Origin of the sequence: Micromonospora sp. NPDC047644 (assembly GCF_040704315.1) — a bacterium.
Classification (GTDB): domain Bacteria; phylum Actinomycetota; class Actinomycetes; order Mycobacteriales; family Micromonosporaceae; genus Micromonospora.
In genome coordinates this window covers 187899-208562 of the sequence record NZ_JBEYSY010000014.1, presented here as the reverse complement: position 1 = coordinate 208562, position 20664 = coordinate 187899, and the positions used below count along the sequence as shown (strand labels likewise).

17 protein-coding genes are annotated in these 20664 nt (G+C 71.8%); 9 read left to right on the top strand and 8 right to left on the bottom strand.

The features are described from left to right. Positions 1–58: 58 nt before the first annotated feature. From AB0877_RS23890 to AB0877_RS23875, 4 genes are read right to left on the bottom strand one after another with little or no spacing between them, the layout of a single operon-like run. Entirely contained in the window at positions 59–583 is a 525-nt protein-coding gene (locus AB0877_RS23890; RefSeq protein WP_366611577.1) for a hypothetical protein, read from the bottom strand. Next, positions 567–1322, bottom strand: coding sequence for an SDR family NAD(P)-dependent oxidoreductase (locus AB0877_RS23885; protein WP_366611575.1), 756 nt, complete (start codon positions 1320–1322; stop codon positions 567–569). The genes AB0877_RS23890 and AB0877_RS23885 overlap by 17 nt, the downstream gene beginning before the upstream one ends. After that, complete coding sequence (locus AB0877_RS23880; RefSeq protein ID WP_366611574.1) at positions 1315–2577, bottom strand: AMP-binding protein; 1263 nt, start codon at positions 2575–2577, stop codon at positions 1315–1317. The genes AB0877_RS23885 and AB0877_RS23880 overlap by 8 nt, the downstream gene beginning before the upstream one ends. Then, entirely contained in the window at positions 2574–2825 is a 252-nt protein-coding gene (locus AB0877_RS23875) for an acyl carrier protein (protein WP_091401397.1), read from the bottom strand. Before AB0877_RS23875 ends, AB0877_RS23880 begins: the two co-directional genes overlap by 4 nt. A 99-nt stretch (positions 2826–2924) precedes the next feature. Between AB0877_RS23875 and AB0877_RS23870 the strand changes: the two genes are divergently transcribed. After that, positions 2925–3434 carry a GNAT family N-acetyltransferase gene (locus AB0877_RS23870; protein WP_366611571.1) on the top strand — a complete coding sequence of 170 codons (510 nt, stop codon included), beginning with the start codon at positions 2925–2927 and terminating at the stop codon, positions 3432–3434. 101 nt (positions 3435–3535) lie between these two features. Here AB0877_RS23870 and AB0877_RS23865 read toward each other — a convergent pair whose 3' ends face one another. Then, positions 3536–5272 (bottom strand): hypothetical protein, encoded by a 1737-nt coding sequence (locus tag AB0877_RS23865; protein ID WP_366611569.1) that lies wholly within the window; start codon positions 5270–5272, stop codon positions 3536–3538. Positions 5273–5637: 365 nt separating this feature from the next. Between AB0877_RS23865 and pseB the strand changes: the two genes are divergently transcribed. Genes pseB through AB0877_RS23830 form a run of 7 tightly spaced genes read left to right on the top strand, consistent with a single transcriptional unit; the run spans position 5638 to position 12985 of the window. Next, a complete protein-coding gene (gene pseB / locus AB0877_RS23860; RefSeq protein ID WP_366611567.1) occupies positions 5638–6621 on the top strand; it encodes a UDP-N-acetylglucosamine 4,6-dehydratase (inverting) in 984 nt (327 codons plus the stop codon). After that, positions 6618–7775, top strand: a complete 1158-nt coding sequence (locus AB0877_RS23855; RefSeq protein WP_366611566.1) for an aminotransferase class I/II-fold pyridoxal phosphate-dependent enzyme — start codon at positions 6618–6620, stop codon at positions 7773–7775. The genes pseB and AB0877_RS23855 overlap by 4 nt, the downstream gene beginning before the upstream one ends. A 10-nt stretch (positions 7776–7785) precedes the next feature. Then, a complete protein-coding gene (locus tag AB0877_RS23850) occupies positions 7786–8634 on the top strand; it encodes a hypothetical protein (RefSeq protein ID WP_366611565.1) in 849 nt (282 codons plus the stop codon). After that, positions 8624–10450, top strand: a complete 1827-nt coding sequence (locus AB0877_RS23845) for a class I SAM-dependent methyltransferase (protein ID WP_366611564.1) — start codon at positions 8624–8626, stop codon at positions 10448–10450. The genes AB0877_RS23850 and AB0877_RS23845 overlap by 11 nt, the downstream gene beginning before the upstream one ends. Further along, the gene (locus AB0877_RS23840; protein WP_366611563.1) at positions 10447–11187 is read left to right on the top strand and encodes a glycosyltransferase family protein; all 741 of its coding nucleotides are present in this window, start codon (positions 10447–10449) and stop codon (positions 11185–11187) included. The genes AB0877_RS23845 and AB0877_RS23840 overlap by 4 nt, the downstream gene beginning before the upstream one ends. Then, positions 11184–12299, top strand: coding sequence for a spore coat protein (locus AB0877_RS23835; RefSeq protein ID WP_366611636.1), 1116 nt, complete (start codon positions 11184–11186; stop codon positions 12297–12299). Before AB0877_RS23840 ends, AB0877_RS23835 begins: the two co-directional genes overlap by 4 nt. A gap of 50 nt (positions 12300–12349) precedes the next feature. Further along, the gene (locus AB0877_RS23830; RefSeq protein WP_366611561.1) at positions 12350–12985 is read left to right on the top strand and encodes an alpha-ketoglutarate-dependent dioxygenase AlkB; all 636 of its coding nucleotides are present in this window, start codon (positions 12350–12352) and stop codon (positions 12983–12985) included. Here the strand turns inward: AB0877_RS23830 and AB0877_RS23825 are convergent, their stop codons facing one another. Continuing rightward, complete coding sequence (locus AB0877_RS23825; protein ID WP_366611559.1) at positions 12986–15733, bottom strand: BTAD domain-containing putative transcriptional regulator; 2748 nt, start codon at positions 15731–15733, stop codon at positions 12986–12988. 409 nt (positions 15734–16142) lie between these two features. Between AB0877_RS23825 and AB0877_RS23820 the strand changes: the two genes are divergently transcribed. Further along, on the top strand, positions 16143–16715 hold the full coding sequence (locus tag AB0877_RS23820; RefSeq protein ID WP_366611558.1) for a peptidoglycan-binding domain-containing protein: 573 nt from the start codon (positions 16143–16145) through the stop codon (positions 16713–16715). 330 nt (positions 16716–17045) lie between these two features. Here AB0877_RS23820 and AB0877_RS23815 read toward each other — a convergent pair whose 3' ends face one another. Together AB0877_RS23815 and AB0877_RS23810 are read right to left on the bottom strand one after the other, a co-directional pair. Next, entirely contained in the window at positions 17046–17564 is a 519-nt protein-coding gene (locus AB0877_RS23815) for a TrmH family RNA methyltransferase (protein WP_366611556.1), read from the bottom strand. Between the two features lie 396 nt (positions 17565–17960). Further along, complete coding sequence (locus AB0877_RS23810; protein ID WP_366611634.1) at positions 17961–20645, bottom strand: DNA topoisomerase (ATP-hydrolyzing); 2685 nt, start codon at positions 20643–20645, stop codon at positions 17961–17963. Positions 20646–20664: the final 19 nt, after the last annotated feature.

Genomic DNA, 20664 nt, shown 5'->3' with positions numbered 1-20664 from the left:
TCCATGATCGACGGGATGGGGTGGCGGGGCGACCGGGGTGGGGTGGGGCGGGTGGGGTTTATCGGGGTTGGCGTGGGGCGGCGGCGCCTTGACTGGAGGCGAAGCCGACGGTGAGCACCAGGTCAGCCAGCCGGAGGGTCCGCCAGACCGCCGAGCCGTCGGCCGGCGCGCCCAGGCCGTGACGCCGCCACCAGGCCGCCACCGGCACGTCGGCCAGCTTGCAGCAGCACTCCGCCCGGGTCCAGCGGGCCCAGAAGTCATCCGCGCCGAAGCGGCGGGCCAGCGCCGGTGGCACCGGGGCGTCGGCGCGCTCGGCGTCGATGGCCACCCGCCAACCGGGCGTCGACGGGCCGTACCAGCCGACGCATCGGCCGTCGTCGAGGTGGCTCCGGGTCACCGCGTCGGCCATGGCTTCCGGCGACCCGATGCGCAGATGCTGCTCGGCGGCGACGAGCAGCCCCGGCACCGGACGAGGCGCGACCCCGCCGCCCACCCCCGGCGACAGGGCCGGGCCGGTGCGGCCGATCCGCCGCGCCGGTGGCACCGGCGGGCGAACCGACCGCAGGTCAGATGGCGGCGGCACCGTCCACCACGATGACCTGGCCGTTGATGTTGGTGTGCTCCCGCAGCAGCATCCGCACGACCGGGGTGACCTCCTCCGGCTCGGTCAGGTGACCGGTCGGGGTGCGGCGCACGATCTGGTCGAGCTGGGTCGGGCCGAGCACGGCGGACATCTCCGAGGCGAAGAACCCGGGCGCGACCGAGTTGACCAGCATCCGGCCGCCCAGTTCGCGGGCGAGCGAGCGGGTGGCGGCGTCCATGCCGCCCTTGGTGGCCGAGTACGCGACGAGGCCCGGGAACCCGCGCTGCCCGCAGATCGAGGTGATGTTGACGATCCGCCCGCGCAGCCCTTTCGCGAGCATCCGACGGATCACCAGCCGGGTCAGCTGCAGCGGGGCGGTCAGGTTGGTCTCGATGATCCGGGCGATGTCGTCGGTGGCGGTGTGCGCGTGCAGCGAGTCCTGCCCGATGGCGGCGTTGTTGACGAGGCCGTCGATCGGGCCGAGGTGCTGCTCCACCTCGCGGACGAAGCTCTGCGCGGCGCGCAGGTCGGTGACGTCCACCGAGCCCACGTGCACCCGGTCGGGGTGGGCGGCGGCAAGCTTCTCCAACTCCGGGGTGAGGGTGCGGGCGAACGCGGCCACGCGTACGCCCGCGTCGAGCAGGTCGGTGACGATGGCCAGGCCCAGGCCACGGGAACCGCCGGAGACGAGGACCACGGAGCTGGGCGGGACGAGCTGGTTGTCGGCTGGCTCAGACATCGCTCTTCAGGGTCTCCTTGACGGGAATGTCGGTCAGGACGCGAATGCGGCGCGGCACCGCGTGCTCGGGGAGCCGGTCGGCGCACCAGCGGACCAGCGCGGCCTCGTCGGTGTCCACAGAGGACGGGGCGAGGACCACCTCGGCGACCACCATCCGCCCGAGCACCGGGGCGCGGCGACCGGTGACCCGGGCCCAGGCCACCCCCGGATGACCGGCGAGCACGCCGCGGACCACACCGGCGGAGACCTTGCTGCCACCGACGTTGATCTCGTCGGAGTCGAGTCGGCCGGTGATCAGCACCCGGCCGTCGAGAACCTGCACGCGGTCCCCGGTGCGGATCGGGCCGGCGAGACCGGCCCCGTGGTACGGGGAGGTGACCACCAGTTCGTCGTCGTGGACGAAGAGCGTCGGTCGGCCCGGGGTTTCCCGGCCCAGCCAGTCGACCGGGAACCCGGCCCGCCCGTCGTGCACCACAATGGACGCCCCGACCTCGGAGGACGCGTAGATCCAGGAGATCCGGGCCGCCGGGAAGACCTCCCGCAGCTGGTCCAGGATCGCCTGGTCCACCGGCTCCCCGCCGAGGGTGATCTGGCGCAGCGGCACCCGGGCGAGGGCCTCGGCGTCGCGGTAGAGGGTGCGCCGCCAGAAGGTCGGGGTGCCGGAGGCCGCGTCCACCCCGTGGGTGGCCGCGACCGTGGGCCAGTCGTCCAACTCGTCGGGCTCGACCACCACCAGGTGCTGGCCGGGCTGGGTCAGCGACAGGGTGACGACCTGCCACCAGGCGTACGTGCCCGGCGCGTACGGGCAGAGCCAGGTCCGGTCGGGCTGGTCGGCCCGCACCGTGGTCAACGTGTCGAGGGTGTGCCCGACCCGCTTCGGACGCCCGGTGGAGCCCGAGGTCAGCAGCCAGAGCCGGCCCGGCTCGGCGGCTCGCGGCCGGGCCGGTGCGCTCGGGTGCACGCCGTCGTCGTCGAGGACGCCGACGGTGAACCCGGCCTCCAGCAGCTCGGTGCGCATGACCGCGTCTACCCGACCCGCGGTGCTGAGCAGCAACTCGGTGCCGTGCACGGCGTGCTGCCGCGCCGCGGTGAGCGCGTGCACGGCCGAGCGGGCGAGCACCGCCGCCGGGTCGGGCAGTGTGGGCGTCGGCAGCGAACGCCAGGTCAGCGTGGCGCCACCGACGACGAGCCGGTTGTCGACACCGGCCGGCCCCGGGCTTGCGGGGGTCGGGGGGCGCGACGTCGCGACGGTCACTGGTGTTGAAGCTCGACGAGGAAGTCGAGGACATCCCCGACGGTGGCGATGCGACGCAGCCCGGGGGCGTCGAAGTTGAGCTCCTCCCCCGTCTCGTCCTCCACCCGCAGGGCCAGCTCGGAGAAGTCGAGCGACCGGAAGCCGATCTCCCGCAACTGCGCCGCGTCGTCCGCGGGCAGCTCCTTGTCCTGATTCTTCAGCACCTGAGCCATGAGGTCGCGGATCTGCGCGCGACTCAATTCGTTCATGCGCCGCAGTCTACAACCCAACGAATGCATATCCGATTTCCCGGTAGGCCCGGGTAAGGTTCCGGAACCCGAAGTGAACGGCTAGAAAGCGAGACGCACGTGCTGCGCGAAGCGACGGCGGACGACGTTCATCTGATGTTGTCCTGGCGTAATCAGGAAACCAATCGACAGGTCAGCAAGACCAGCCACGAGATCACCGCCGCCGAGCACGCCCGCTGGTGGTCGGCGATCCGCGACGACCCGTCCCGGCGAGTGCTGGTGTACGTCCGCGACGACCGGCCCTGTGGCGTGGTCACCTTCTTCGACCTGCGGTTGGACGGCCCCCGGACGGGCGCGTGGGGCTTCTATCTCGACGCTGACGGCCTGGACGACAGGGGCGAGACGCTGCCGGCCTGGCTGGGGGTCATGCGGGAGGCCGTCGAGTACGCCTTCGACGGGCTGCACCTGGATCGACTCGACGGCGAGGTACTCGGCCACAATACCGTCGTACGGCAGATGAACCGACGTTTCCGATTCGTCGAGGGCACGCCGCGACAGGAGCTGTCCGACGGCCGCGAAATCACCGTCGTCCCGATTTCCCTGGCTCGGGCGGACCGCCGCCAGCGCTGATTGTCGGACCCTTTCCGGAATGGACAGGACACATTAACCGGCAGTGCTCCCGGTGGACATCCGCCGTTCACGAATAGCGGTGTCCACCGGGGCGTGCCGGGTCAGACCCGACGCCAGGCGGCCCAGTGCTGCTCCGGGTTCCCGCCGAGGCGGACGAAGCCGTAGGCGGTGCCGTCCCAGTCGTCGGCCTGCCCGGGCGCCCAGCGGGCGAACACGACCTGCGCCGCGGCTGGCGGCTGCCCGACGCCGAACCACCGGACGTCGGTCCAGGTCACCTGGTGGCTCAGATTGAACCGCAGGACGTAGTGCACGCCGGTCGAGGCCCACACCCGCTCGCCGGGGCGTACGCCGACGTCGGCCACCCGGGGCGTCGGGGCGGTGCTCTCAGCGGCCGGTCGGACGATCCGTTGGTCGATCACCTGCATCGTGCCGAGGTTGACCACCACGAGGGCGCCGAGGATCGGCAGCCGCAGGCGGGGCACCCGGGCCGCGGCGACGAGCACCACACAGCCGGCGATGCCGACCAGCGACCCGACCACCGGTCGCAATTCATGCCAGCCCCCGGTCAACGCCACCAGGTCCGGCGCGCTGAAACCGCCGTAGCGCAGCTGGTGGTCCTGGTTGGCCACGTACGCGAGTCGGGCCGCGATCAGCGCGCCGCCACCGACCAGCAGCGCCACCGCGACCGCTGCCCGGCGCAGCACCACCCCCCAGCCGGCGGTGAACAGCACCCCCAACCCGACCAGCAGCCAGAACGGCGCGAGCATCTGCACGTACCGGCCGTAGATCGCGTCCAGCGGCTTGCCGGTGATGCCGGACAGGATCACCGACGCGCCGCCGGCCACCCCGACGGTCACCACCAGTGCCACGCCCATCGTCCACCGGGCCGCGTCGCCGTGCCGCGGACGCCACAGCTCGCGGACGGCCCCGGCCCAGGCCACCCCGGCCAGTCCGAACGTGATCACCACGAGGTACCAGAGCTGGGTGGTGACCGCGGCACCCACCCGGACCACGCCCTGGGCGGAGGCGATCGCGTCGAGCGTGCTGCCGCCGGGAGTGCTGCCGAGCAGGTAGACCTTGCCGCCGAGGTAGCGGATGGCGGCCTCGTTGACGAGCGCCATGGCGAGCACCGGCAGCAGCGCCGCGAGCACCACGGGCGGACTGATCCGCCGGCGGACGAACAGCAGCAGGACCAGCCCGGCGTGCACGGCCACGATCACCAGGCCGCGGGAGTGCAGCAGGTGGAACCCGCCGACGAACAGACCCACCGTGGCGGCCGCGAGCGGGCCGGGCCGGGTGATCCAGCGGTGCACGGCGAGCAGCCAGGCGACCACGAGCGGCGCCATCACCGCGTCGATCATGGCAACGCCCGCGTAGAAGGCGGTGGCCGGCAGGGTCGCCGCTGCGACCGCGCCGAGCAGCGCGTAGGAGCGGCGCAGCTGGAACAGGCGGCGACCGAAGAGGTACGCCAGCGGCAGCAGCGTCGAGTTCACCATCGCGTTGATCAGCTGGACGATCCGGTAGCTGTCGGTGAAGTCCCGGTCCCCGAGGAACGCCGGCGAGATCAGCATCGGGTAGCCGAGCCGGCGCAGCAGGTCGTTCTCGCTGCTGAAGCCCCCCGGACCACCGGCCAACGCACGGGCGGTGTTCAGGTAGCTGTCCTCGTCGGTGTGCGCGATGGGCAGCACGATGTGCCGGGACCACCACATCCGCCAGGCCACACTGAGCACCCAACCGACGACCAGCAGCAGCGGCACCAGCCACCGCCGGGCGGGCGGGCCGCTCGGCGTCTCGACCGCCACCGCCGGCCGGTCGACCACGTCACTAACGGGTGCCATCAACGCCTCCAGAACTGCCGGCCGGGCCGGGCCCACGCGGATCCGACGAGCCCGTCGGCCGGCGGCGGTGACGCTGGGGGTGGCCCGCTCACACCATGCCGGTGTGAATGTCGGGTGAACACGGGAGCCGGCTGCGCGCGGGGCCGCCGGGTCGTTCGCGCGGTCACTGTAGCGGCCCGATCCGGCCTGGTCAGCCCCCGTCCCGGGCGGTCGGAAGTGTTCGCCTGCGCGGTGTCCGGCATTCACGGGAGCAGAGGTTGCGGTTCACCCGCGAGCGCCGGGGAGTTAACCCGCCATGGCTAGCGTGTCACCCCGGTCGGCCGGCCCAGGGCCGCTCGTTCATCCACGAACACGGGAGCACCACATTGAGTGAGTTGAATGGATCGTCCATTCTGATCACCGGGGGAACTGGTTCCTTCGGCAGGACGTTCCTCCGGCACATCCTCAACGAGGCCGACCCCGCCCGCGTGGTGGTGTTCTCCCGCGACGAGCTCAAGCAGTACGAGCTGCGCCAGCAGCTCGGCGACGACCCGCGGCTGCGCTGGTTCATCGGCGACATCCGGGACCGGCACCGCCTCACCCGGGCCATGCACGGCGTCGACCACGTGGTGCACGCCGCCGCGCTCAAGCAGGTGGACACCGCCGAGTACAACCCCTCGGAGTACATCGCCACCAACATCACCGGCTCCCAGCACGTCGTCGACGCGGCGATCGAGGCCGGCGTCAAGAAGGTCATCGCGCTCTCCACCGACAAGGCGTCCAGCCCGATCAACCTGTACGGCGCGACGAAGCTGGTCGGCGACAAGCTGTTCGTCTCGGCCAACCACTACGCCGCCCAGCACCCCACCCGCTTCTCGGTGGTGCGCTACGGCAACGTGGTGGGCAGCCGCGGCTCGGTGGTCCCGCTGTTCCGTCGGCTCGCCGCCGAGGGCAAGAGCCTGCCGATCACCGACAAGCGGATGACCCGCTTCTGGATCACCCTGGACCAGGCCGTGCAGTTCGTCATGGACTCGTTCGACCAGATGCAGGGCGGCGAGCTGTTCGTGCCGCGCATCCCGAGCATGCGCATCCTCGACCTGGTCGAGGCCGTCGCCCCGGACGCCACCACCCACGAGATCGGGATCCGGCCGGGTGAGAAGCTGCACGAGGAGATGATCGCGCCCGACGACAGCCGGCGGACGCTGCGCGCCGACGGCCGGTTCATCGTCCAACCGACCATCGCCACCTGGGGCTACCAGGCACCAATCGACTGCGACCCGGTGCCGGACGGCTTCGCCTACCAGTCGGACACCAACGACGAGTGGCTCACCGTCGAGCAGTTGCGCGACATGCTCGGCATCAACGGATGACGGGGATGCTCCCGTACGGTCGGCAGTCGATCAACGAGGACGACGTCGCAGCCGTCGCCGACGTGCTGCGCGGCGACTGGCTCACCACCGGTCCGCAGGTCGACGCCTTCGAGGCCGACCTCGCCCGGTGGACCGGCGGCGTCGGTGTCGCCGCCGTCTCCAACGGCACCGCGGCGCTGCACGTGGCGTACGCGGCGGCCGGGGTGGGACCGGGCGACGAGGTGGTCGTACCGCCGATGACGTTCGTGGCGACCGCCAGCAGCGCGGTCGCCCTCGGCGCGAAGATCGTATTCGCCGACGTCGAGGACGAGACGTTCTGCCTCGACCCGGCGGCGGCCGCCGCCGCGGTCACCTCGCACACGAAGGTCGTCGCCGCCGTCGACTACGCCGGCCACCCCGCCGACTACGACGCGCTGCGCACGTCGATCGGAGGCAGCGACGCGCTCCTGCTCGGCGACGCGGCGCACTCCATCGGCGGGACGTACCACGCTCGGCCGGTCGGTTCGCTCGCCGACCTCACCACGTTCTCGTTCTTTCCCACGAAGAACCTGACCACCGCCGAGGGTGGCGCCGTCGCGGCGCTGGACCCGGAGGTCCTGAAGCGGGCCCGCCGGTTCCGTGGTGTCGGCGTGGTCCGCGACCGCGACGACCTGCGGTTCCCGGACGAGGGCGGCTGGCACCAGGAGGTGCACGAGTTCGGGCTGAACTACCGGCTCCCGGACGTGCTCTGCGCCCTGGGCCGCAGCCAGCTACGTCGGCTCGGCGAGTTCACGGCCCGCCGCAGCGCCCTGGTCGCCCGCTACGACGAGGCGCTCGCCGACCTGGACGGCGTGCTGGTGCCGAACCGCAGGTCGTGGGCCGACCCGGCCTGGCACCTCTACCCGATCCGGGTGCTCGACGGACGCCGGCGCGAGGTGTACGACCGGATGCGCGCCGCCGGCATCGGCGTTCAGGTCAACTACATCCCGGTGCACTGGCACCCGGCCTTCGCCGACCTGGGATACCGGCGCGGGTCCTGCCCGGTCGCCGAGTCGTTCTACTCCCAGCAGCTGTCGCTGCCGCTGTACCCGGGGCTCAGCGACGCCGACCAGGACCGCGTCATCGACGCGCTGACCGCCGCCGTGCGTGGCGGCCCGGTGCGTCCCGCCGTCTGATGGGAACCTGATGCACCACGCCAACCACTTCTACGGCCACGCGCACGTGCTGGCCCGCTACGCCGGCCTCGGCGACCGGCACCCACCCCGGATCAACGGGTACGTGCAGCACGGCTGGAACATCGGTGACGGCCTGGCCCCCGGCCACCCGTACGCCGAACGCACCCCCAGCCTGCTCTGGTCGGAGCAGACCCGTCGTCGGGCCTGGTCGGTGGGACGACGCAACGTGGTCGTCATCGGCGCACCGTTCAGCTACCTGTTGGCCATGCGGCCCGAGGAACCACCGGCCGAGGAGCGGGAGGGCACCATCTGGTACCCGTTCCACGGCTGGGAGGGTCAACACGTCAAGGGCGACCACCGCAAACTGATCGCCCTCATCCAGGACACCGAACCCGGCCCGGTCACGGTCTGCCTCTACTGGCACGAGTACCGGATGCGCAACGTGCGCCGGCTCTACGAGCGCGCCGGGTTCCGGGTGATCTGCCACGGCTACCGGGGACACTGGTGGAAGGACACTGATCCGGAGTTCCTCGACCGACAGCTCACCGAACTGCGCCGTCACCGCCGGGTAGCATCCAACCGGCTGACCAGCGCGATCTTCTACGGCATCGCGGCCGGATGCGAGCCGGCGGTCTACGGCGACCCGATGATCCTGTCCAACGAGGACCCCACCTTCGGTGGCACCGCTCGGATCCGACGGCAGTGGCCACAGCTGCACGGCACCGTTGTCGACCTGCCCACCGCCGTCGAGATCGCCCGCGCCGAGCTGGGCACCGACCACCGCTGCGCGCCGGCCGAGCTTCGCGAGCTGCTCGGTTGGGCAAATCTCCAGGAGGAAGAGGAAGACAGTGACGACTGAGACGGCACCCGCCGACCGGATCACCCTGCCGGGCGGCGAGATGCTGGCCTGGTCGGACCTGCCGCAGGAACGGTTGGCCAACGGTGGGCCGCTCGCCGCGCTGGCCGCACGGCTGGTGCCGCCCGGCGCCCGGGTCCTGGTGGCCGGTCCACACGACCCGGCACTGCTCGACCAGCTCACCCACGCCGAGGTCACCTGTCTGCTGCGCAGCCACCCGGACGCGGTGGCGCTGGCGGACCGGGCCGCCCGCGTGGTGGTGGGTGGCCCGGCCGGGATACCTGACGACGAGACGTACGACGTGGTGATCGCGGGTGCCGGGTTGGACCCGGTGGAGTCGGTGGAGGGCACCCGCCTCGGCTGGGACGCCGTGCTGGCACGACTCGTCGCCGCGATCCGGCCGGGAGGCGCGTTGCTGCTGCGCCTGGACAACCCGCTGGGACTGCACCGGCTCGTCGACACCAGCCCCTGGTACGCCCGCCGCGACGACTCCGCCTGGACCATCGGCGGCGTGCTGGACCGCGCCCACCCGGCCAACCGGGACCAACTGCGCGAGCGGCTCCGCGCGGCGGGGCTGCGGCCGGCCGCGTGCTGGGCCGCGTACCCCGATGTCAGCACCCCGACGGCGCTGCTGGACGCCGACCACCTCGACCGCGACGCGGGCTCCGGCCTGTTCGACGCGGTGCTGCACGGCGCCTGCGCCGGGGGTTTCACCAGCTCCACAGTGCTGCAGGACCCGGCCCGGCTCGCGGTGGACGCCCTGCACGCCGGGCGTGCCGCCGACCTCGCACCGGGCTGGCTGACCCTCGCCCACCGGCCCGCCGACACCACGGACCCGGCCACGCCGACCGTCGAGGCGGACCTGCCGGTGGCTCTCGTGCAGACCGGTCGCCCCGGCATCGGCGTGCTGGAGGTGCTGCACGGCCCGTCCGGTTGGCGCTGGGGGCTCATCCCGGCCACCGACCCGACGACGCCGGCCGTCGCGCCGTTCGCCAGCCGCGAGGCCGCCTACCGGGACGCCGACGCGTTGTCCGGACCGGTGCCGTCCGGCCGGCTCCTGCGTACCCTGCTGCTCGACGCCTCGCTGCGCCGCGACCTGGCCACCCTGCGCGCGCTGCTGCACGGGTACGCGGTCTGGCTCGCCGACCAGACCGATGCCGACGGCCGGATAGCCGGCGCGGCGGCGCTGGCCGGCGCCGACAACGTGGTGGTCGACGGCGAGCGGTACGCGGTGCTCGACCCCAGCTGGCGGGCCACCGCCCCGTTGCCCGCCGACGTGGTGCTCGCGCGCGGGCTGTGGCGTTTCGCCGCGGGCCTGCTCACCGGCGGGTACGCTCACCCGTGGTCGTCCACTCTCGACGTCGAGGGACTGACCGTGGTGCTCGGCGGACTCGCCGGCCACGACCTCGACCGCGCGACGGTCAGCGAGGCGATCGAGGCCGAGGCGGCCATCACCGCCGCGCTGCACGGGCTCGACGCCGACGGCACGGTCGGCCTCGCCAACGAACTGCACGCCGTCGCGCCGACCGACCCGCCGGTCGGCGGGCACAGCTACCAGCAGCTCCGCGAGGCGTGGCTGCGCCAGCGCGAGGAACTCGCCCGACTGGCGGCGCTGGCCGCGTGGACCGAGGACCTGCTCACCTCGCGGGAACGGGCGCTGCGCCGGGCCGAGACGACGATCAGCCTGCTCAGCGGATCGATCAGCTACCGGGTGGGCAGGCTCGCCATCACCCCGGCCCGGCTGGCCAAACGGGGTGCCCGGGCCGCCAAACGCCGGGCCACCGCGGTGCTGTCCCCCAAGCAGGAGGAGCAGCAGTGACCGGCGTACCGCGGATCGTCGGCATCGTGCAGGCTCGGATGGGTTCGTCCCGGCTGCCCGGCAAGGTGCTCCGCCCGCTCGCCGGACGCTCGGTGCTGGGCCGGGTCGTACGCGCCGCCCGGGACAGCGGCGTCCTGGCCGACCTCGTCGTCGCCACCAGCACCGACGCGGTCGACGACGCGGTGGCCGCCGAGTGCGCGCGGCTCGACGTGCCGTGCCACCGCGGGCCGGTCGACGACGTGCTGGACCGGTTCGTGCGGGCTCTCGCGGCGCACCCGGGAGACGCCGTCATGCGGTTCACCGCCGACTGCCCCCTGCTCGACCCGGAGATCATCACCCTGGTCGCCTCGGTGTACCGGGCGGTCCCCGGGCTGGACTACGCCAGCACCTCCATCGCCCGGACCCTGCCCCGAGGGCTGGACGTCGAGATCATCCGAGCGGAGACACTGCGCACCCTGGGCCGGCTCGCCACCGACCACCACCGGGTGCACGTCACCTCGTACGCGTACACCCATCCGGAGCTGTTCCGGGTGCTCGGGGTGACGCTCACCCCGGACCGCTCCGCGCTGCGGCTCACCCTCGACACCGAGCAGGACTGGACGCTGGTCAGCGCGATCATCGACCATTTCGGTGACGTCAGCGTGCCCCTGGCCAAGCTCGCCGACTGGCTCGACGGCCAACCCCGGCTGCGCGCGCTCAACGCCGACGTACGTCAGAAGCACCTGGAGGAATCCTGAGCACCCTGAGGGTCGGGTTGCGCTGCGACGCCGGGCCACGGCGCGGCGTCGGCCACCTCGTCCGCTGCCTCGCGCTCGCCGAGGAGTTCCTCGCCAGGGGCGCCGACGTCACGGTGTTCGGCACCGTCGAACGGCTCGACTGGGCAACCGCGGAGCTGGCCGCGCGGGGCATCCCGCTGCTCCCCGGCCCGGATTCGGCTGCCGACCTGGTCGAGGCGGCCCGCCGACACCACCTGGACGTACTGGTCCTCGACTCCTACGAACTGGACCCGGCCGGAGCCGGCGCCGTGCGCGCCGCCGGCGTCCACACCCTCGCCATCATCGACGGCGACAGCCGGGGCCAGGTCGCGGACCTCTACCTCGACCAGAACTTCGGAGCGGAGCTGGGTTCCGGAGCGGAGTCGCCAGGGCTGGGTCCCGGGGCGAGGCTGCCCGAGCCGGGCTCCACCGCCGAGCTGCCCGGCCGACTGCTCGCCGGGAGCGGGTACGCCCTGCTGCGCGACGCCGTGATCAGCGCCCGGCCGCCGGTCGCCCCTCCCGCCACGGCGGTCAGCCGCCCCCGGGTGCTGGCCTTCTTCGGCGGCACCGATGCGGTCGGCGCGGCCCCCGTCCTGACCAGGGTGCTGGCGGCCACCGGCCACCCGATGGACCTCACGGTCATCGTCGGCCGACCCGAGATCGAGGCGGAGGTCGACGACGTCGCCCCCGGTCGGGGGCAGATAATCCGAGCGGTCCCGCCCACCACCTCGCTGCCGGCGCTGATCACCGAAGCCGACCTCGTGGTGAGCGCCGCCGGCACGTCCACCTGGGAACTCTGCTGCCTCGGCGCATCCAGCGCACTGGTCTGCGTGGTCGACAACCAACGTGAGTCGTACACCCGGGTGGTTCGCCACGGCCTGGCCGCCGGCCTCGGCGAGCTGCCGGAACTGACCGCCGGCGGCGTCGCCGGACGAGCCGCCCGCGCGGCGGCGGCGCGGACCCTGCACGGGCTGCTCAGCTCGCCGCAGCGGCGCGCGACGCTCGCCGCGCGCGCCTGGTCCACCGTCGACGGCCAGGGCCGGGCGCGGGTGGTGGACGCGGTGTTCGACGATCGCGATCTTGGCCGGGGTTGACGCCGGACGCCACTAGTACGGGTGTACGAAAGTGCTGCTAGGGTGGGCCCATGACGCAGGCCGCCTACCAGCCGTCGATGCTCGACCTGGCCGACACCGGGCCGACCCTGGGGCCGCTGCCCGGCCAGATCCGCCGGCACCAGCTCAGCCGGGGCGCCTGGGTCGACCACCTCCCCGGCTGGGTGCGCGGCTCCGACACCGTCCTCGACACCCTGCTCACCGAGGTGCCCTGGCGTGCCGAACGGCGCACCATGTATGACGCCGAGGTCGACGTGCCCCGCCTGCTCTGCTGGTACGACGAGGCGCGGCAACTCCCCCACCCCGTCCTCACCGCCGCGCGGACCGCACTCAGCGAGCACTACGCGCACGAGCTGGGCGAGCCCTTCGTCACCGCCGGCATGTGCCTCTACCGCTCCGGGCGCGACAGCGTCGCCTGGCACGGCGACACCATCGGTCGCTCGGCAAACAGCGACACCATCGTCGCGATCGTCTCCTTCGGGTCACCCCGGCCTTTGCTGCTGCGCCCCCGCGGCGGCGGCGAGAGCCTGCGCTTCCCGGTGGGCCACGGCGACCTGATCGTGATGGGTGGCTCCTGCCAACGCACCTGGGAACACGCCATCCCCAAGACCACCCGCCCGGTGGGCCCCCGGGTGAGCGTCCAGTTCCGCCCCCACAACGTCGCGTGACTAGGACGGAACCAGGCGTTCAAGGCGGCTGCGGACCTCCTCGGCTGCGGGGTCGCCGACGTCCTCGTAGATCCGCACAGCCAGCCGCCAAGCGGCAGCGGCAGCGTCGCGGTCGCCCATCCCTTCCCGGGTTTCCCCGAGCCGGATGAGGGTCTCCGCCTCGTGGTACCGGTCCGCGGAGTCGCGAAAGAGCTCGATCGCCTGCTCGTAGCAGTTGGCCGCGCGGTCGCGTTCACCCAGGCGGTCGTAGGCGAAGCCGAGGCTGTCGAGCGTCGCAGCCTGACCATTGCGGTCGTCGGTCCGTCGTTGCTGGTCGAGGGCCTCGGTGCAACTGGCGATGGCCTGGACGTAATCGCCTGTGGTGGCGAGCAGCCAACCGATCGCGTTGAGCGTCCGGGCTTCGCCCGCGTGATTGCCGACCAGCCGGTAGAGCCGCAGTGCCTCGCGACCGTGTGCGAGCGCCTCGTCGAGCCGGCCGTCCAGGTAGCAGAGTTCGCAGTAGTTGTGCAGCGTCTGGGCCTGGCCGATCGGGTCGCCAAGACGTTCGTGCAGCTCCAGCGCACGCTTGAGCCGGTACTCGGCCGTGGTGCGGTCGCCCAGTCGGGTCAGCGCGCGGGAGACCAGCCGGTTGGCGACGGCCTGACCGGGGAGGTCGTCGATCTTTTCCGCGGCACCCAGCGCGACCTCCTGGATGTCGAGCTGGTCCTGCCAGAGACCGCGCGGTGCCACGAAGGTGGTTAGCGCCCAGGCGATCTGCCAGGCGTACGTCTCGAAGCCGTTCTCGGCGGCCTGTCGGACCACCCGGACCAGCACCCGATGCTCCGCCGTGAACCAGACGAGCGCGCCGTCATGATCGGTCACCGGTGACCTGGCGGGTACGGGCAGGGGCGGCACCGGCTCGATCGTGGGCCACTGCGGCTGGAGCAGCCGGGCGGCCGGATAGGCGGCATGCAGGTAGTGGTCGTACAGGCGCCGTCGGGCCGCGACGTGTTCGTCGCCGCGCTCCGACGACTGTGCGAGCTCGGCCGCATAGGCGCGCAGAAGATCATGGAAGGCGAACCGGCCGGGCGCGTGCTCAGCCAGTAGATGGAGCCGAGTCAGTTCCCGCAGGATCGGCGTGACCGCAGCAGCCGACACACCGGCGAGCGCCGAGGCCGCAGCGGTGGTCAGGTCCGGGCCCGGGTGCAGCCCCAGCAGGGTGAACAGCCGGGCCGCGTCCGCCCTCAGGGCCAGGAACGACCACGAGAAGACGCGCCGGACGTCACCGTCGGCCAACGCGTCGAGCCTCGCCTCGGCCGAGTGCAGTTCGGCGGCGATCGCACCGAGCGGGAACGTGGGATGGGTCGCCACCCGCGCCGCCACTATCGACAGTGCCAGCGGAAGCCGGCCTGTGGCCTCGATGATGTCGGCCACAGCCACCGACTCGGAGGCGAGCCGGCTGACCCCGAGACGTCTGGCGAGCAGGCTCCTCGACTCCTCCGCCGTGAGCACGTCCAGTGTCAACGGCGTGGCACACTCGGCGGCGATCAGGCCGCCGAGACGATCACGGCTGGTGACCACGACCATGCAGCTGCCCGCACCGGGCAGCAGGGCGTGTACCTGGGCGGAGTCGCGAGCGTTGTCCAGCACCAGAAGCATCCGACGCGAAGCCAAAAGGCTGCGGTAGAGACCAGTCCGAGCCTCCATGTCGGAGGGTATCCGGGTGTGCGGCACGCCGAGCGCTTCGAGGAAGCCGGACAGGGCGTCGGACGGGGACACCACGCCGGCTTCGTCGTAGCCACGAAGGTTCACATAGAGCTGACCGTCCGGAAAGCGGTCGGCAACCCGGTGTGCCCAGTGCAACGCCAGGGCCGTCTTGCCGACTCCGGCCATGCCGGACACCACGGAGATGGCCACGCTCGTCGGCCCCTCAGCACCGCCGTGCAGAAGCCCGTCGAGGCCCGCCAACTCGACGCTGCGTCCGACGAACCCCGGCACCGCGCGCGGCAGTTGCTCGGGGCGCTGAATGAGCGGCCCCCCTGTCGTCTCCGGCGCCGGCCGGCCCGGCCCCGTTGGCGGTTGCGCCGTCAGGCCCGGGCGGTGATGCAGGATGTCGTCGTACAGCGTGACGAGCTCCGGCGCGGGATCGAGGCCGGTCTCCTCCGCGAGCCTCTGTCGGGCCTGCCGGAAAGCATCAAGCGCGCCGGCCACGTCTCCGATGCGGTACAGGCCCACCATCAGCTGGCCCCACGCCCGCTGCCGCAACGGATGCCGGTCGAGCAGGCCGCGCAACCGGTGCACGACGTCGGCCGACGCGCCGCGGGCCAGCATCGCCTCGGCGTAGTCCTCCTCGACGAGCAGCCGACGCTCCTCCAACTGCACCACCCGCCGAGACAGCGTCAAGCGCAGCGGCAGGTCAGACAGCGGAACACCACGCCACAGGCGCATTGCGGCGGAGAGTTCGGCCTCAGCCCGGTCCAGATCGAAAGCGGCGAGCGCCTCGCGGCCCCGCGCCGCCGCGTCGTCGAACAGGTCCAGGTCCCGTTCGCCTGGGCCCACCCGCAGCAGGTAGCCGCCTGCCGTAGCGGTTATCCCATCCCAGGTCGCTCCATCACCCAGCGACCGCCGCAACCCGCGGACATAGGTGCGCAGATTCGCGGCGGCCGACGCCGGCTCTTCATCGCCCCACAGCATCGCGGCCAACTCGTTGGTGCCGACGACCTCATTCGGGCGCAGCAGCAGGGTCGCCAGCAGGAGACGCTGCTTCACCGGGCCCAGTGCAACCGAACGGTCGTCGCGGTACACCCGGATCGGGCCAAGGAGTTCGAAACGCAACCAGGCACCTCACATGTGGGCACAGCCATTACCGCAACGCGCACAACACCCCGACAACGCGGGCGAGTAAATGATCTATGCGCTAGTTGTACGGCGGTTGTACCGGCCCCACCGTACCTTCTCCACGGGGGGCCCCGGAGCGGTGAGGACGGTTCTGCCGTCCTCACCGCCCCATCCAGGAGCACCAATAGCCAGGACTGGTCGCACGACGATGGAACGAAGTCGAACGGGACCGTCCACACCGGGCGCGAGGCACCTCGCCTCGTCGTGCCAGGTCTGACACCGTCGGCTGCGCGTCGCCCAGCACCGTTGCCCCCCAATGAATCCCGACCGAAGGAGATGCATGTCGTCGCACCGCTCCATCCGCCGCGTCCTCAAGAAAGCTGCGGTACCCGCCATCGGCGCGGCACTGGCCATCGGCGTCAGCGTCACCATCGCCACGCCGGCCGCAGCCAGCGGCTCCTACACGGGCAGGGCGTACGTCCATGGCACCGGCGCGGTGTCTGACGACTTCGACGACGAAGGCGTCACAAACGTCACCACGCACCGCAACTCGAACGTCGCCTGTCTGTGGCAGACGATCCTCTGGGCGAATGGCTACCTGCCCTCGTCCGGGATCGACGGCGTCTTCGGCGACCAGACCGATGCCGCGACGAGGAACTTCCAGCGCGACAAGGGCCTTTCAGCGGATGGCTCAGCAGGCCGGAACAGCTGGACCAAGGCCGGCGACAGGCTGGCGCAGGACGACAGCCAGAACGGATGGGTATACGTGGTGTACCGAGGGGCGACGGGTTCCCGGAGTCCGTACGGCTCGCACCAGTTCGTGCTGCAGCGTTCGCCCGACGGAAACTACCGGTTCTACCCGCCTCAGGGCGGCGGCCCCTACTGGGCCGCCTACAACTCCCGCACCTGCTGACCTCACCCAGCACCGCGACGCGGCGGACAGCAGGCCAGCCGCTGCGCGGATCCGGGAAAATTTCGACGGATGCGCGATCGACGGGGCGCTCGGGACCAACAGCTGGAAGGCGATGCAGCGCTACCTGGCCAACTGGCCGGCCAGCCCTCTCCCTACCGGGGTGATATCGACGGGATCGTGGGAGGCGGGACGATCGCGAGTGGCCGATCGCCACGAGTGACCAGCGACTCGCGAGGTAGGTCCGATTGTCCGGACCTACCTCGCGGTTCGTGGCATCGGGCAGCCTCAGCTACCCGGTCCGCCCCAGCAATATCTCAACCGGCGGCTGCCCTAGAGGAGGCCGGCGAGCTTGTAGAGGACCAGGGAGCCGGCTACCGCGACGTTCAGGCTGTGACCGTGGCCGACCATGGGAATCTCCACCGCCGCGTCAAGATGGTCGAGCGCCTCGGGCGGGATGCCCGTCGCCTCGTGCCCCAACAGCACAACGGTGCGACCTCGAGCGGCGGGCAGATCACCGAGCCGGACGGCCTCGTCGGCCAACTCCACCCCGAGGACCCGGGCGCCGGCGGCCCGTTCGGCGGCCAGCCAGCGCAGCGGACTGCCGACCCGGTGGACGCAGCCCGGCCGACGCAGCGTGTTGCCCCGGGCCACGGCCTCGTCCACCCAACGAAACGGGGGTACGGCGAGGCAGGCGCCGACCGCATCGCACGTCCGCAACAGGGTGCCGAGATTCGCGCCGTGCAGCGGCCAGAGTGGCGCGGCGATCAGGTGACCCCAACAGCGGTGTGGCCGGGGACGGCGGGCGGCACGGAGCTCACGCCTCGGTCGGACCCGGATGGCGGCGCTCACGCCGCGTCGGCGACTCCGCCGGACAAGGAAGACATCATGTTGAGGGGTGCTTCGCGGTGCACCCGGACCCTCACCGACAACAGAGGGCACCACCATAGCGCGCCGGCGGACGCCCCACTTCGCATGATCGTGCTAGATCCAGGATCGAGTGGCATCACCGCGTCGGTGAAACCCCTACCTCCTGGATCGAGCACGATCCTCAGCAGTTCGACCATCAAGATCTGCACAGCTTCAGGGAGACTGCTGCCTGCGGCATCCCGGAAGCAGCAACTTCCCCCACGTTGTGCAGATCTTGGGGCGCCCGGCCGAGCGGGCCCGGCACGCCGCACATCCCCGAGCGGGCCCGGCACGCCGCACACCCCCTCGGGGGCGGCGCGCCGACGCCCGTGGCAGGGGTCAGTCGCGTTCGATCAGGTGGCCTACCACCGTCGGACCGAGCATCACCGCGAAGCCGCTGCCGTCGCGGCGTGGGTCCGCCGCGGGCAGCTCCACCGGCTCGCCGGTGGCGGTCGCGCCGACCGGTCGCGGGCCCACCCAGGCGACGGCCACGTCCGTCTCACCCTTGAGGAAGCGGTGCGCGCGCACGCCGCCGGTCGCCCGGCCCTTCGCCGGGTACGCCTTGAACGGCGTCACCTTGACCGTCGCGCCGGTGGAGGTGACCACCATCGGCTCGCCGTGCCCCGGGTCGTCGGTGCGCACCGCCCCGAAGAACGCCACCCGCGCCCCGACCGGCAGGTTGATGCCGGCCATACCGCCGCCCTTGAGGCCCTGTGGGCGGACCAACCCGGCGGGGAAGCGCAACAGCGACGCCTCCGAGGTGACGAAGGTCAGCGTCTCGGTGCCGTCGGTCAGCCAGGTCGCCCCGACCACCTCGTCGCCGTCGCGCAGACCGATCACCTCGAACTCGTCGGAGCGCACCGGCCACTCCGGCGCGCAGATCTTCACCGCGCCCTGCCGGGTGCCCAACGCCAGCCCCGGTGAGCCCTCCGCCTGCCCGCCGAGCGGGGCCAGACCGACGACGGTCTCCCCCGCCGCCAACGGCACCAGCTCGGCGGCGGACATACCACCACGCAGCGACACGGTGCCCGCCTGCTCGGGCAGCACCGGCAGCGGCAGGACGTCGACCTTGAACGCCCGACCGGCGTTGGTCAACAGCAGCACCCGACCACGGGCGGTGGAGTGCACGATGGCGCGTACCGTGTCGTGCTTGACCCGGCCGTTGCGTCGGCGCCCCTCGGCGCTCTCCTCCGACTCGGCCGCGGTCCGGGCGACCAGCCCGGTCGCGGAGAGGATCACCTGGCACGGGTCGTCGGCGACCTCCAGCGGGCCGGCCGGCGCGGACGCGGCCAGCACCTCCTTGAGGTCACCGTCGACAAGCGTCGTACGACGTTCGGTGCCGAACTGCTTGACCACGGTGGCCAGCTCGTCGGAGACCACCTTCCGGAGCACCCGCTCGTCGTCGAGGATCTTGCTCAGCTCGGCGATCTCGGAGCGCAGCCGTTCCTGCTCAGCCTCCAGCTCGATCCGGTCGAACTTGGTCAGCCGGCGCAACGGAGTGTCCAGGATGTACGTCGCCTGGATGTCGGAGAGGCCGAACCGGCTCATCAGCCCGTCCTTCGCGGCCTGAGCGTCGTCGCTGCCCCGGATCAGCCGGACCACCTCGTCGATGTCGAGCAGCGCGATCAGCAGACCGTCGACCAGGTGCAGCCGCTCCTGACGCTTGCGCCGCCGGTACGAGGTACGCCGGGTGACGACCTCGTACCGGTGGGCCAGGAAGACCTCCAGCAGCGCCTTGAGGCCCAGCGTGCGCGGCTGCCCGTCGACCAGGACCAGGTTGTTGACGCCGAACGACTGCTCCAGCGGGGTCAACCGGTAGAGGTCGGCGAGCAACGCCTGCGGGTTGACGCCCACCTTGCACTCGACGACGAGCCGGGTGCCGCTCTCCCGGTCGGTGAGGTCCTTGACGTCGGCGATGCCGGTCAGCCGCTTGGTCTTGGTGACCTCGTTGGTGATCGCGGCGATGACCTTCTCCGCGCCGACGCCGTAGGGCAGCTCGACAACGGTGATCGCCTGACGGCCCCGGCTGCCCTCGATCGGGCCGATCTCCACCTTGCCGCGCATCCGCACCACGCCGCGGCCGGTCTCGTACGCCCGGCGCACCTCGTCCAGGCCGAGCAGCACGCCGCCGGTGGGCAGGTCGGGGCCGGGGACGAACTCCATGAGTTTGTCCAGAGTGGCGTCGGGGTGGTTGATCAGCCAGCGGGCCGCGGAGACGACCTCTGCCAGGTTGTGCGGGATCATGTTGGTGGCCATCCCGACCGCGATCCCGGACGCGCCGTTGACCAGCAGGTTGGGGAAGGCCGCCGGCAACACTGTCGGCTGGGTCAGCGACCCGTCGTAGTTGGGTTCGACGTCGACGGTGTCCTCGCCCAGCTCGCCGACGAGCAGCATGGCCTCGCGGGACATCCGGGCCTCCGTGTAACGCGAGGCGGCGGGGCCGTCGTCGGGGCTGCCGAAGTTGCCGTGCCCGTCGATGAGCGGCACGTTGAGGGAGAAGTCCTGGGCGAGGCGGACCATGGCGTCGTAGATCGCCGTGTCGCCGTGCGGATGGTACTTACCCATGCAGTTGTGAACGACGTAGCCCTCGGCGACGAACGCGTGCTCGTCACTGCCAACCTGAATGTCGTACGTAACGTCGGGTGACAGCTCCTCGACCGAGGTGACTCGGAGAAACGAGCTCCCGACCAACGCTTCCAGTCGAGCTGCGAGTGGAGAGCCGAGGCGGTGGAGCTTGTCGATCCAACCGTCCCGGACCGCACGCTCCAACTGGAACGACCGGTCCGCAAGCGCTACGCCATTGCGGTCCTTGCCGTACCGTACCTTCGGTCCGCCGCTCGCCGAGAGCGAGGCGCGAAACGCCTGGCCGTCTTGGTCCCGGAACCACCCGCCGCCCTGGTGCGCGGCCGTGAACTCCGCGACGACCGGACCGTACGGCAACCGGTCGTCGCCCTGCTTGCCGCTGTACTCGTAGCCGATATCGGTAACCCGCTGCAAGCCATCGTGCTTGTATCCGATCCGCACCCAGGGCAACAGCAAACGG

What these genes read in the sequence shown, in the direction of transcription:
- AB0877_RS23885 (WP_366611575.1), bottom strand. Translation starts at nt 1,322, where the DNA reads ATGTCTGAGCCAGCCGACAACCAGCTCGTCCCGCCCAGCTCCGTGGTC.
- AB0877_RS23875 (WP_091401397.1), bottom strand. Translation starts at nt 2,825, where the DNA reads ATGAACGAATTGAGTCGCGCGCAGATCCGCGACCTCATGGCTCAGGTG.
- AB0877_RS23865 (WP_366611569.1), bottom strand. Translation starts at nt 5,272, where the DNA reads ATGGCACCCGTTAGTGACGTGGTCGACCGGCCGGCGGTGGCGGTCGAG.
- AB0877_RS23855 (WP_366611566.1), top strand. Translation starts at nt 6,618, where the DNA reads ATGACGGGGATGCTCCCGTACGGTCGGCAGTCGATCAACGAGGACGAC.
- AB0877_RS23850 (WP_366611565.1), top strand. Translation starts at nt 7,786, where the DNA reads ATGCACCACGCCAACCACTTCTACGGCCACGCGCACGTGCTGGCCCGC.
- AB0877_RS23830 (WP_366611561.1), top strand. Translation starts at nt 12,350, where the DNA reads ATGACGCAGGCCGCCTACCAGCCGTCGATGCTCGACCTGGCCGACACC.
- AB0877_RS23820 (WP_366611558.1), top strand. Translation starts at nt 16,143, where the DNA reads ATGTCGTCGCACCGCTCCATCCGCCGCGTCCTCAAGAAAGCTGCGGTA.